General features: G+C 60.2%; 11 protein-coding genes. 5 read left to right on the top strand and 6 right to left on the bottom strand.

Going from position 1 to position 13,013, the window contains the following annotated elements; all coding sequences use genetic code 11:
- Positions 1–65 precede the first annotated feature (65 nt).
- The 3 genes from SFUM_RS01275 (at position 66) to SFUM_RS01265 (ending at position 3,974) form a co-directional block, all read left to right on the top strand.
- Entirely contained in the window at positions 66–2,030 is a 1,965-nt protein-coding gene (locus SFUM_RS01275; protein WP_011697123.1) for an OPT family oligopeptide transporter, read from the top strand.
- Positions 2,031–2,500: 470 nt separating this feature from the next.
- Positions 2,501–2,668, top strand: coding sequence for a DUF1328 domain-containing protein (locus SFUM_RS22295; RefSeq protein WP_041439546.1), 168 nt, complete (start codon positions 2,501–2,503; stop codon positions 2,666–2,668).
- A gap of 403 nt (positions 2,669–3,071) precedes the next feature.
- Positions 3,072–3,974: a phosphodiester glycosidase family protein gene (locus tag SFUM_RS01265; protein WP_011697121.1), complete on the top strand. Its 903-nt coding sequence runs from the start codon at positions 3,072–3,074 to the stop codon at positions 3,972–3,974.
- Between the two features lie 114 nt (positions 3,975–4,088).
- Here SFUM_RS01265 and SFUM_RS01260 read toward each other — a convergent pair whose 3' ends face one another.
- The gene (locus SFUM_RS01260; RefSeq protein ID WP_041439543.1) at positions 4,089–5,192 is read right to left on the bottom strand and encodes a DUF362 domain-containing protein; all 1,104 of its coding nucleotides are present in this window, start codon (positions 5,190–5,192) and stop codon (positions 4,089–4,091) included.
- 139 nt (positions 5,193–5,331) lie between these two features.
- Entirely contained in the window at positions 5,332–5,613 is a 282-nt protein-coding gene (locus tag SFUM_RS01255) for a transcriptional regulator (protein ID WP_011697119.1), read from the bottom strand.
- Positions 5,614–5,973: 360 nt separating this feature from the next.
- On the opposite strand from SFUM_RS01255, the gene SFUM_RS01250 reads away from it, so the two are divergent.
- Positions 5,974–6,315, top strand: a complete 342-nt coding sequence (locus SFUM_RS01250) for a phasin family protein (RefSeq protein WP_011697118.1) — start codon at positions 5,974–5,976, stop codon at positions 6,313–6,315.
- A gap of 225 nt (positions 6,316–6,540) precedes the next feature.
- Here SFUM_RS01250 and SFUM_RS01245 read toward each other — a convergent pair whose 3' ends face one another.
- The 3 genes from SFUM_RS01245 to SFUM_RS01235 form a co-directional block, all read right to left on the bottom strand.
- A complete protein-coding gene (locus SFUM_RS01245) occupies positions 6,541–8,238 on the bottom strand; it encodes an ABC1 kinase family protein (RefSeq protein WP_011697117.1) in 1,698 nt (565 codons plus the stop codon).
- A 59-nt stretch (positions 8,239–8,297) separates the two neighbouring features.
- On the bottom strand, positions 8,298–9,713 hold the full coding sequence (gene cls, locus SFUM_RS01240) for a cardiolipin synthase (protein WP_011697116.1): 1,416 nt from the start codon (positions 9,711–9,713) through the stop codon (positions 8,298–8,300).
- 257 nt (positions 9,714–9,970) lie between these two features.
- Positions 9,971–11,134 (bottom strand): MFS transporter, encoded by a 1,164-nt coding sequence (locus SFUM_RS01235; RefSeq protein WP_011697115.1) that lies wholly within the window; start codon positions 11,132–11,134, stop codon positions 9,971–9,973.
- 94 nt (positions 11,135–11,228) lie between these two features.
- Between SFUM_RS01235 and SFUM_RS01230 the strand changes: the two genes are divergently transcribed.
- A complete protein-coding gene (locus SFUM_RS01230; RefSeq protein ID WP_049766251.1) occupies positions 11,229–11,894 on the top strand; it encodes a class I SAM-dependent methyltransferase in 666 nt (221 codons plus the stop codon).
- Here the strand turns inward: SFUM_RS01230 and SFUM_RS01225 are convergent.
- The gene (locus SFUM_RS01225) at positions 11,887–12,657 is read right to left on the bottom strand and encodes an endonuclease/exonuclease/phosphatase family protein (protein ID WP_083763894.1); all 771 of its coding nucleotides are present in this window, start codon (positions 12,655–12,657) and stop codon (positions 11,887–11,889) included. The two genes, SFUM_RS01230 and SFUM_RS01225, sit on opposite strands and share 8 nt — an antisense overlap.
- Positions 12,658–13,013: the final 356 nt, after the last annotated feature.

Raw genomic sequence — 13,013 nt, 5'->3', positions numbered from 1 at the left:
CATCGCGCCGGGGAAGACGACGATTTGATACATCTCCCATCGACAACGGGCATCGAAGGAAGAACATGTACGAGGACAAGGAACTTAAAGAATATCGCGATCTCCTGAAACCGCCGGAGAAATTCGAGGAGGGATTTGGCTGGAAATCCATCGTCGGAGCGATCTTCATCGGTTTTCTGATGATGCCCGGATCGATGTACCTCGGCCTCGTGGTGGGCACCGGCATAGGTCCGGCCGCTCGCTGGGTGACCATCATTCTGTTCGCCGAAATCGCCAAGCGCGCCTATACCCGTTTGAGCCAGCAGGAGATTTTCGTCCTCTACTACATGGCGGGCGCCGCGCTCGCCAGTCCTTTCTCGGGTCTGCTCTGGAACCAGTACCTGGTCCAGTCCGAAGCCGCCCGCATGCTCGGGCTCACCCAGCACATCCCCGCGTGGATCGCCCCGCAGCCGGGCTCCGAAGCCCTGGTGGATCGCACGTTCTTCCACCGCGATTGGCTCATCCCGGTCCTGCTCATGGTGGGCTTCGAGCTCATTTCGGCGGTGGATCACTTCGGCCTCGGCTACGCCCTTTACCGGCTCACCTCCGACGTGGAGAAACTCCCATTTCCCATGGCGCCGGTCGGCGCTCTCGGGAACATGGCCCTGGCCGAATCGACGGAGAAGGAGGAGTCTGGTTGGAAATGGCGGGTATTCTCGGTGGGAGGAATGATCGGTCTTGCCTTCGGGGCGCTCTACGTCCTCCTTCCGGCCGCATCGGGAGTCATACTTTCGGAGCCGATCCGGCTCTTCCCCATTCCCTGGATCGAGCTCACCCACGCCACGGAAGACTTTCTGCCCGCGGTCGCCACAGGTATTCAACTGGACCTCGGGCTGCTTTTCCTGGGGATGGTTCTGCCCTTCTGGGCGGTGATCGGCGGAGGAGTGGGCCTGATCATCACCATGGTCGCAAACCCGATCCTTTACAACTACGGCATCCTGCATCGCTGGCACAAAGGCATGGGGACGGTCGATACGGTCTTCGCCAACAACTTCGACTTCTACATGAGCTTCAGTATCGGGCTGGGGCTGGCGATCGCGGTCATCGGCATCGTCCACGTCTCCATCAGCTTCAGGCAAAAGTACCAGGGCACCCTCAAGGAGCGGTTCCGGGTGCTGTTCTCCCCTCCCCCCGGACGCGGCGATTTCAGCGTCTGGATCGCCATCGCCATCTATGTCGTCTCGACCACCGCCTACGTCATTCTCTCCTCGCTGCTGGTTCCGGGTTTTCCATGGATTTTCCTGGTGGCTTACGGTTTCATCTACACGCCCATCATCTCGTACGTTTCGGCCCGGATGGAGGGCATCGCCGGGCAGTTCGTGAGTCTGCCCATGGTCAGGGAGGCAAGCTTCATCGCCGCGTCCCGCTTCTTCGGGTACACCGGCATAGGCATCTGGTACGCCCCCATTCCGTTCCACAACTACGGGAAGGCGACGGTGAGGTGGAGGGAGATCGAGCTGACCGGCACCAGTTTCAGGAGCATCATCAAGGCGGAAATCCTGGTGATACCCGTGGTCCTCATCGCGAGCCTCCTTTTTTCTCAGTATATCTGGAAACTTGCGCCTATTCCTTCAACCCAGTACCCTTATGCGCAGGAACTCTGGCACCTCCAGGCGCTCAACAGCCTGCTGCTTCAGAGCGCCACACTCGAAGGGAATTCCCCCTTCTTCCAGGCGCTCAAGCTCAATTACCTGGGCTGGGGAATGGGACTCGGAATGGCCACCTATTGGCTGCTCGCCGCATTGCGCCTGCCGGTCATGCTGATCTACGGAGTGACCAGGGGAATCGGTCAAACCACGCCGCACGGAATCATCCTGGAGATCCTCGGCGCCCTGCTCGGCCGCTACTACTTCACGAAAAAATACGGCCTGTCCTGGCGACAATACGCCCCCGTACTCCTGGCCGGTTTTTCGTGCGGCATGGGACTCATGGGCATGCTCGCCATGGGTTTCACGCTCATCATGCGATCTCTGCGCAGCATGGCCTACTGACGCCGGGCTTTGCCCGCTTTTCGAGCAAGGCCGGCGCCGACCGGCGCATGGCCTACTCACGTCGGGCTCCCTCCTCTCCCGGGGACACAGCTTCGCTCATTTGACCGCGTTTTCCTGCATTCTCCCCTTTTCCCCGCGCATGGGGACACAGCACACCGTCTGCGACACGAACTTGCGATCAAGATCACACAACAGCTGCCCAGCGGGAGGAAACGCGGGCGGGCATAAAGCCCGCCCCTACGGGCCGATGGGCCCCTCAGACGTAGCCGGACCTAACGCGGGCGGGCTTTATGCCCTCCCGCCCACTGTACCCGTCTTAAACGTGACCCTGTATAAAAAAAGTTCAATCGGCAATACAATATGTTGCACCACATACAAGAATCATTACTTTCAATGTGACTCGTTGGTTTCAATATCGCCGGAAGGCGTCGGGCCTTCCGCGCAAAGAAGTGAAGAAAGGGGTGTTTCCTATGATTGCATGGGCTTTGATATTCCTGGCAGTGGCTATTGCAGCCGGCGTACTGGGATTCGGCGGGATTATCGGCGCGCAGGCATGGATCGCGCAAGTCCTGTTCATCCTGTTTCTCGTGTTCTTTCTCGTTTCACTGCTCTCGGGCAGAAAACCCCCGGTGACGTGACCGGCGGACGGCTCGTTGTCCGGGGTTACATCGGTCAGACAGGGGTCGGCCGCGCTCCGGGGTAGCCCTCACAAGAGGAGCCGGTCGGGGCAAAGCACATTATGGAGGCGATCTCTACGCCGAGCAAGCCCGCACATGAGGGGCCGGTCGGTCATGAGAGTCAAAAACGGGGCGCCCGATGACGGGAAGCCGCCCTCATGCGGATCAGCTCGAAGAAGGCGCGAGGATTCGGCCGAATGGAGAGCGCACGCCGATTCATGCTCTTTTGGCTTTACAGAAAAGACCCACGAGTGGAAAATGAGCGGCGGAAAGTTTTATCCTCATTCGCTTCATTTCGTGATGCGGCCGCAAGGGGCCGCCGCGTGGAAACTGCCCGGGAACCTTAGCGGACAGGATGGTCTCGATGAGGTTTTCCAAAGGTTATGACCGAAAGCCGGAATTGCTCCCCGCGCGACCGGGAACGGCAACTTCGCCCCGGTCTCGGACAAGTTTCCTGCTCCTCGTTTCTTTCCTGCTGTTCACCTGTGTATTCCCCGCGTGGGCAAGCGACGAGAAAGACCCGTGGAAAGTCCTCGATGAAGGTCTGGGGGTCGCGGAGTTTTCCTCATCGTCTTCCGATGAGCTCGAATACAGGATCACCGTGGTCCGGATCGACCCGCGATACTATGCATTCAAGCTGATCAACGCCTCCGAGAACACCCGCGAAAAGATGACCGCGCGGGAATGGAGCCGGCAGTTCAACCTGATTGCCGCGGTCAACGCGGGGATGTACCAGGAGGATGGACTGGCCAGCGTGGGCTATATGAAGAATTTCGACCACGTGAACAACCCCCGACTGGGCAGGGACAAGACCGTGCTGGCGTTCAATCCGTCCGGTCCGGACGTTCCGGAAGTTCAGATCATCGACAGGGAATGCCAGGATTTCAACAGCCTGCGTCAGAAATACCGGACCTTCGTGCAGAGCATCCGGATGATCTCGTGCGATCGGAAAAACGTCTGGCGGCAGCAGGCCGGCAGATGGAGTACCGTTGCGATCGGGACCGATGAAACCGGCAAGGTTTTGCTGCTGTTTTGCCGTTCCCCGATAACGGTCCACGATTTCATCGAAGTCCTGCTGACCCTCCCGCTTTCGCTGCAGAGGGCGATGTACCTCGAGGGAGGCCCTCAGGCATCGCTCTATCTCTCCACGGGGAAAACCACCCTGGAACGATACGGAAGCTGGGAGCCCGCCTTGGAACAAAACAGCTCCATCCAGATTCCACTGCCCGTCCCGAACGTGATCGGCATCGTCAAGAAGACTCCCTGACCTCCGCTCGTCAGTCTGAACCCGGGGTTTGGCCCCCCCAAGGCGCGGGCTTTCGCTTCCGTCCGAAAGGACCCGCTCGTCAGTCTGGACCCGGGGCTTGGCCCGGCCGAAGGGTCAGCGCCGTATGATCCGGTTGAACAGGCGCCCGGGATAGGGCTCCACCGCTCGGAGCGCTCCGTGCGGGCACACTTCGATGCAGCAGTAGCACCGGATGCAGCGATCGTAATCGAATTCGATTTTCGAGCCGGCCTGGGTGATCGCGCCGGCCGGGCAGTACTTGCGGCAGTCCCCGCATGCCTTGCACAGGAGCGGATCCGCCTGGGGTCTTTGGACGAGGAATTTTCTCATGAGTTTATGAGTGAACTTCGGCCCGAAGACCAGGGGGGTCATTTTCGGAAGCTGGAAGCCCTGAATGCGGAACTTGTCACCCCGCACGTCGATCCGCGCCGGAGCGATGCCCGCCCGCGCGGCGGCGGCGTTGGTGAACAATGCGTCCGCGGGGAGGCCCAGCATTTCACACACCGTCATGTCGACGGCAATCGCATCCGTGCTCGCCATCAACAACCCCAGTTCCTTCGGTTTTCCGCCACGCCCCGGGCCGTTGCCCTCCATGGCCAGGATGCCGTCCAAAATCGTGACGGAAGGCATGAGTTTCCTGTAAATCGTCACCAGCAGGGCGGCAAACATCTCCCGGTCGACTCCCGTCCGAAGGTGCCACTGGGGTTTTCTCAAACCGACGACGCATCCGAAGAGGTTCTTCACGCCGAGAGTGAGAAGCATCTGACCGTGCGTTTTGAGCTTGGGAAGATTGATCAGGACGTCCGCATCGAGGGCGTCCGCCGCAAGTTCCAGTCGATTGAAGGGGGGACCGACCTCCACGGGGACACTGTCCCGAAATTCCTTGAACTCCACGGGGAGACCCGCCAGGGCATCCTTAATGCCGCTTTCCCTCAGGACTTTGTCGAAACCGCCCATCGCGGGGCTGTCCGACAATTGAACGACGCCTCCCTTTTCCAGCACGTACTCCGCCGCGACCCTGACCACGAGGGGGTGCGTCAACATCGCTTTTTCCGGGGATGCGGGCGCGAGCAGGTTCGGCTTGAGCAGCACTTTGCGCCCCTCGCCCACTGAAATTCCGCATGATTCCAACATCGAAAAAATGTGGGTTCTGAGACTGCCGTATTCGTACGACGCTCGTTCCAGGATCACTTTCGTCATGGGGTCAAACCTACACTTTTCACATATTCCATGAGCCGCAGGCTCACGACAAAGGATTAAGCCCTCTCGCCCCGAGGGTATTCTCATCGAAACGTCGTTCCCCGCGGGCACCCTTGAGCTCAGGGGGGTGAAACCCGCGTCACTCGATTCGATATCTGGGATCCTCGATGTGCGTCCCCTTGCACCTGGGACAGCGCCCCGGGCTGGTGAATCGATTTCTGCTCTCGAAGAGGTATCCGCATTCCAGGCACCTCGCGGGCACGATGGTGAGCCGTTTGCCTTGCGATGTCAAGGAACGGCTGATGTGCTCCAGGTGCTCGTAAATATCCTTCTCGCTCCTGCGCAGGCTCTTCGAAAGACCCAGCGCGGTTTGCTCTCCTTTGACAAGCTCTTCGATCATCTCCTGACGAACGGTCTTCATAGGGTCGATCCTTCCGGCCGTCGCCCCCTGGAAAGGGTGAGCCGGACATGCGGCACGCCGGCGTGTCAAGGTTTTGCGGCCGCCGCTCCCAAGGATGGCCGGCTGTCCCCATGGCGGCATGAACGCCCGCCCGCTCGGCCATTCCCTATTTAGAACGGATCGCCGTCTGCTGTAAAGAATCCTTTCCGGCGAAGCCGTTTCCCCCGGGAGATGCGGCTGCGCCTGTAATTCGGTTGCCATGGTTTCGATCGGTTGCTATTCTATTTCAAGGGTGACTTCCGTACGGGAAGAAAACGGAAGGCACGCCGGCAACCGCCGTGGTCTTTACCCTGTCTTGACTGATGAAAGGAGATTTGAGTGATGTTCGAATTGATCAGAAAGAGTTTCCTGGCGGGTCTTGGCGTTGTGGTTCTGACCAAGGAGAAGGTGCAGGAATTCACCCGCATGCTGGTCGAGGAGGGGAGGCTTTCGACCGAAGAGGCCGACAAGCTGGCCGACGACCTCGTCAAGAGCGGCCAGCGCCAGTGGGACGAGATCAACGCAAAGACCCAGGAAACCGTCAAGAAATTGGTGAACGCCGTGGACTTCGTCAGGAGAAAGGAATTCCAGGACCTCACGGCCAGGGTCGAAGCACTCGAACAGCGGCTCGGCATGACGGCAGACACCAAAGAAGCGGATGAGCCGAAAGCCGAGGGAAGTTGACGTTCCCCGAGCGTTCCACTTCAGGCCGAGAAGCTCTGCTCACCGTTCGGCCCTCAGCCCCGGCCCGAATCCGGGACACGGCGCCACATCATCTTCCCCCGGGTTGGAACATCGGGGCGTCATGCCGCACGCAGCGGCGGGAATGTTGATCCGGCCCCGCGGATTCCGACCGCCGAGCGTGCAGGTTCCCGTGCGCGGTTCTTCCAGCGGGCAGGAGCCGTGCCTTCATTTTTCGCCGTCTTCGTCGCGCGGCCGCTTCATTCTTCTTACCCGTTCGTCGTGGATGACAATCGAGAATACCAGTGCCAGGCTGCCTATAACGGCAACGAGAAAGAACAGGATCGGAATGCCGGGATATCCGAAGAGGGTGAACTCCGTGCGAATGCGCATCATCAGCGCGGCTCCCACGATGAGAGCGGCCAGGATGAGCCCGAGGGTCAGGCGGTTGGCGATCTTTTGCAGTCCCGTCATGAGATATTTTTCGTCGATCACGTTGGCCTGCATCCTGACCCGGTTCTCAGCCACCAGGTCGATGATTTTGCCGATCCTCTTGGGCAACAGCCGCAGAAAGTCCTGTGAATCGATCAGCATTTCGAAAACATTGGCGGCGGAAACGGTTTTTCGAATCCGCTGCCGAAGCAGTTGGCCGGAATAGCGCCTGAGTGCGGCATTGGGGTCGTAGGAGGGGTCGAGTATCCTTCCGATGGCATCGAGGTTCATGAGTGTCTTGCCGAGCATCGTGAACTCCGAGGGGAAGCGGATTCCGCTGTTGCCGGCGGCTTTGAGCAGTTCCAGGAGGATTTTCCCCGCCTGGATTTCCTTGATCGTGGCCCGCTGATACCTGATGATGAGGTCGCTGATTTCCTTCCGGAAACGTTTCTCGTCGAACAGAAGCGTCTTTTCCCCGAGCTCGACGGCGAACTCCGCCGCCTCCTCGCTGCGTCCCTCCCCGATGGCGACCATCATGCGCAGCAGTTTTTGCTGGCTGGCGCCCGAGATGCGCGCGACCATGCCCAGGTCGACCAGGGCCAGTCTGCCGTCCCCGGTGAGGTAGAGGTTCCCGGGGTGCGGGTCGGCATGGTAGAACCCGTCCAGGAAAATCTGTTGCAGATAGGCCCGGAAAAGGTGGTCGGCAAGCTTGGAACGCTCCGCAGCCAGGGGTTCGGTGAAACCGATGGTTGTCAGCTTGCGGCCTTCGAGGTAGTCCATCGTGAGGACACGGGTCGAGCTGTACTCTTCGATCGGTGTCGGCACAACAATGAGATCGTAATCCCGCAGGTTTCTGGCCAGGACGATCAGGTTCTGAGCCTCCTGCCGGAAATCGAGCTCCCGCATTACGGCCTTGCGGAATTCGGCCACCGTTGCCTGGAGCATGAACCGCTTGGCAAGGGAGAGGTGCCGCTCGAGGAATTCCGCCAACTCATCGAACGCCTCCAGATCTTGAATCACGCGGCGCCTGATGCCGGGCCGCTGCACTTTCACCGCCACCAGCCTGCCGTCGCGCAGCACGGCCCTGTGCACCTGGGCCAGGGAGGCGGCGGCGAGAGGAACCGGATCGAAGGAAGCAAACTCCCTGGTCGTCCGCTGCCCGAGCTCAAGGATGAGGATTTCCTCGACCTTTTCGAATGGGAACTGTTCCGCGCTGTCCTGCAGGCGGGAAAGCGCTTCGAGGTACTGGGGAGGCAGCAGGTCCGAACGCGTGGAAAGGAACTGGCCGAGCTTGATGTAGGTCGGACCGAGTTTTTCGAGGTCATGCGGCAGTTCGTCGACCTTGGGGCTCACTACCGGCGAGGGCAGCTCCTGCTCCGGAATGATCGTATCCAGTCCGGCCTGGCTGATGATGTCCGACCTCCCGTACTTCACCAGGAGCCAAACCAGGTCCTTGTAGCGTTTCAAATGCTCCGGTTTCAGGGAAATGGTCATGGGACAGTCCCTATCCGGGGTCGCGGTCGAGAGCGGACGACTTCCCCCGTTCCACAGGTCTAGAGCACCGGGCTCAACAATTTGAGAATTTCATCCCTGCTTCTGCGAATCACCGATCTTCGCTTCCATCGCGCCGGGTCCACCTTGTCCGAATGCGCGATGTACTTCGACTGCAGATCGCGCAACCGGGCGGTGACTTCCCGTCCGTAGAGAAAAAGGCTCAGCTCGGAATGAAGAAAGAGCGATCTTCGATCGAAATTAGCCGTCGTCACGAGTGACACTTCATCGTCGACGCTCATGGTCTTGGCGTGCAGCACTCCCCGGTGGAAATAAATGTTGACGCCGCCGTCGATGAGACACTCGAAATGAGCCCTGGCCACTGCCCCCACCACCGGGTGGTCGGCATTGAAGGGGATGACGAGTTCCACGCTCACCCCGCGCAACGAAGCCAGATGGAGGGCGACGCGAAGCGATTCGTCCGGAATGAAGTACGGCGAAGTGATGATGATCCTCTCGCGTGCTCCGCTGACTGCCGCAATGAGCAGATCCCGCAGCACGGTGGTGGGGTCCATGGGACCGGTGGGCACGGCCTGCATGGGAACGGTTCCGCCCCGATCGAGAACGGGATAGATCCCCGGCCCCTCGAGCAGCTTATCGGTCGCAAGGTACCAGTCTTCGCCGAACACCAGCTGCAATTGCATGACGACCGGACCCGTGACGCGGACCATCAGGTCGTGCCAGGCTTCGGCCCGCCCCTGATCGTAGTCTTTTGTCTCGATATTCATGGAACCCGTGTAGGCGATGGTCCCGTCGATCACCGCGAGCTTCCTGTGATTGCGCAGATCCAGGCGGGTGAGGTGCCTGCGGAAGGGATTGATCGACATGAGGGTCTGGAAATCGATCCCCCGCTTCACCATCCATTCGCCCAGCGAACCGTTCAGCGATCTCGACCCGAAGGCGTCCACCACCACTCGACACGGCACCCCCCGCGCGGCCGCTCCGGCAAGAGCTTCGGCAACCCGCCGGCCGACCTCATCGTCGTTGAAGATGTAGAACAGCAGGTGCACATGGTCGCGCGCCTTCCCGATATCGGCGATCATCCGGTCGATGACCGCAAAACCGTTGTCGATGAACTCGACCTCGTTGCCCTGAAGAATGGGCATGCACGCCAACCGCTCCGTCATCTTCGCCAGCCGGTGTTCCGTCTGCTCCGACGAAAGCCCGAACACGTGAGGTTCCATGATCGCCAGGTCGGAAAACGACCGCACCTCTCTGAGCCTCTGACAGTAGCTCTTGGTGAGCCTCCTCATGACCAGGTTGGTGCCGAACAGGAAGTAGAGGATCAAACCCGCCCACGGCTTGAAGAAGATGAATAGAAGCCACGCGAGGGCTCCGACCGGCGAATGCCCGTGAGCCGCGACCGGTACCATTGCAATGGGAATGATCCACTGCGCTGCGGTGAGAAAGCCGTCCATAGTGTCGGGAACCTCATGAGGCTGAATACTGTTGCGGCGCGACACCCGCGGGCGATGCACACTCCGGGCGCCGAATCTCTCCGGGCGGCGGGTCGGGAATGCGAGGCAGGGGATTCTCTCCTGCGGAGCCGCCTTTTGTAATAGTAAAACAATGTGCAAGTCCGCGCACCTGTGCCGAGGGCTTTTGTTGCATCTTTCCAGCCCGGTTTGGGCCTGGGCTTCGTCCCGGGAAGGCGCTCCTGTCCCTCGCCCGCCGCTCAAATTCCACGCGCGCGCAACGCTCTGCCGGCGGTGGCGGCGAATATCCCCAGACCCGCCAGGAGCGCGACGCCCGCGCTGAGAAAGAGCACCCTGAACCCCAGCAGATCCCCCACATATCCGAGGATGATCGAACCGGCAAAAACCCCGGCATCGATGCTGCCCGTATAGACCCCGACGATTTTCCCCCTTATTTCGATCGGCTGACCGCGAATGGCGCGCACGTTAAGCGATGGATAGAGAATGCCGTGGCCGCATCCCGTCAGTAATCCCGCCGCGAAGAGCACGCCCGTTCCGCCCAGAAAGACCATGCTCATCAGCCCTAATCCGGTCAGGAGCAACGCATAGGGTATGATCCGATCCTCTCCGAGGCTGTCGACCAGGCGGGCCCCCCCGACCCTGGTCAGAATGGCGGCCGTGGAATAGGCGACGTAGTAGACGGAGATGAAGCTCAGATGGACGGCATGAGCGAAGGGCGATACGAAGTTGTTCACGGCCGCCAGCCCGATGCCGAACAGGACAGCTATCACGGCGACGCCGAGAATGCGGCCCTGCTTCAATACGGCGAAAAACGGGACTTTCACCGTCTTGAGCGTGTGAATGTAAGTTTCCGTGAGAGGCAGATGCACGAGCAGACCAATCAAAGAAAAACCCGCCGCGGAATAGAAGAGCGTGTCGAAGTCGAACCTGCGGATGATGAGCTCCGCCACCGCCGGCCCCAGAGCGGACCCCACCAGACCCGAAACGCCGAACATCCCGATGCCTTCATTGAGCCGATCCTTGGGGACCAAATCCGCCACAAAGGTGAACGCCGCCGTGATGCAGACGGCAAACCCGATGCCGTGGACGATTCTGATGATTAACAAAGGCAGATAGAATGAAACGATAGTACCATCAAAATACAGGTAGACAAGCGGCAGGACGGTCATGAGAAATGATCCCAGGGTATAGCTTCGCTTGCGCCCCATGCGGTCGATCATTTCCGATATCCAGGGCCTGAAGACCACGGAAGCGAGCGCGGTCGCTCCCATGATGATCCCGACATCGGCCTTGTCGCCGCCATGCTGCGTGATGAACAACGGAAACAGGTAGAAGACGCTGAAACTCGCAAGACAGCTGAGGTTGGCGACCGCCATGCTGAAGAAGGTGGGGCTGTAGAGCATCGAACGTCCTCTTGCCCTTCGGGTCCGAGGTCCCGCGCAAGATCGGGACACGCGTCATCGTGCCGCCGGGCGGCGAGGAAGCGGAACACGAGGTATGAACGACATCATGGAAACCGATTCCGGCGATCGCTACCGGCGGTTGGCGCCGCTCTACGACGGGCTGACCGCACCTTTTCTGTGGAGCGTCCGGTCGGACATCCGCCGGATCGTTCAGGAATGCGGTTATCGCACGGTGCTCGACGTCTGCTGCGGAACCGGGCGGATGGCGATGATGCTTCATGGAAGCGGCTTCAGCGTGAGCGCGGTGGATCTTTCCCCGTCCATGCTGGCCCGGGCGCGCAAGAACAGTCCGCCCGGAATTCGATATTTTCTGGAGGATGCCGCCCGCCTGCACTTTCAAACCGCGTCCTTCGATTGCGCGATCATTTCATTCGCCCTGCACGAAATGAATCCGTCCAAGCGCATGCATGTGCTTGCCGAAACGTCGAGGGTCACGCGCAAAGGAGGCGCAATCATCGTTGCGGACTATATCAGACCCCGCGGGATGCTTGCCAATGGATTTCGAGCCGTGGTGAACATTGTCGAGAGAATCGCCGGCAAGGACCACCACGCCAATTACGTGACTTTCGTCAGGGAAGGCGGCCTCGAACCGCTGGCGGCAGGCCTCGGCATGAAGCTCACGGTGCGGCGTCGCGCCTTCATGGACAACGCCGCGGTGATGGTGATCGAGGCAAACGGAACTCCCCGCACGCTCATTTGACTCCGGACAAAGAACCGGCACATGCGGCCGTTGCATCCATCCTGGTGATGGTGGCCTTGATCGGCAGGTGGTCCGAGGCCACCCGGCTCAGAACGGTATCGTGAACGCTGATTTCCATCAGGGCGTCCAGCGGTTTCACCCAGATCCGGTCCAGCGCCAGGACCGGAAGAAACGAAGGGAACGTGCGGCGCGCCGGGGATTTCCCGAAATGCCGATGAAGCCGGTGCAACGGCCGTCCCAGGGGAAACCATTCGTTGATGTCTCCCAGGACGACGTGCAACTGTTCTTGCTCCGAGGAGCACCCGTGCAGCAGTCGGTTCACCTGCCTGCGGCGCTCGAGCCCGCCGAGGCCGAGGTGCACGACCATCACCCTCACGATTTCGCCGTCAACGTCCAGGTCCACGTCGATGGCGCCTCGGGGTTCGCGACCGTAGACGCTCAGATCGATCCGCCGCACTCCGACGACCTTGCGGGATGTGAGCAGGACATTTCCGTAGTGACCGCCGGTACCTCTTTTCGTCGGACCGTTCACCACATTGAGTCCCGTCGCGTCGGCCAGCCGTTCCAGCTGCCTGGAACCCTGCGACCGGTAGAACCCCGCGTCTATCTCCTGAAGACCGATTATGTCCGCGTCCAGCTCGCGAATCACCCGGGCTGTGCGCTCCGGATCGTATTTTCGGTCAATACCCACGCAGCGGTGAGTATTGTAACTCGCCACGGTGAAGCTCGCCTCATTGGGGCGACTCTCAGAATACGGCTGCATCGTCAAATCGCTTTCACCTTCATGTCGGATGCCGCTCCGCGCTCAAGACGGCGACATCGGGCGGGAGGGCATCCCCCCTTTAAGTTGCGCGGGTTGCAGGGCGGAGCTTCTCCACGCCCGCCTCGTCTTCCGCTGATCCCCCGTTCCGCGATCTTGAACGCGAACCGGCACAAAACGAGGTCGCCCGGTTCCCGATCACACGCGGCCAATCTCCTCTCAAGATATTATCGGTAATTCATAACTCGGATTTGACTGAATTCAAGAGGCGCGGCCCGGTCCGTTTCAATGCCGCCGTTCGGGCTCCTCCACGGCTGCGCGCAGAGCGCATGGACGTCGTTCCGGGTCTATCGCGGGCA

This window comes from Syntrophobacter fumaroxidans MPOB (genome assembly GCF_000014965.1).
GTDB lineage: Bacteria > Desulfobacterota > Syntrophobacteria > Syntrophobacterales > Syntrophobacteraceae > Syntrophobacter > Syntrophobacter fumaroxidans.
Note: the sequence above shows the minus strand (reverse complement) of the source record. Positions and strands in the feature narration are given on the sequence as shown.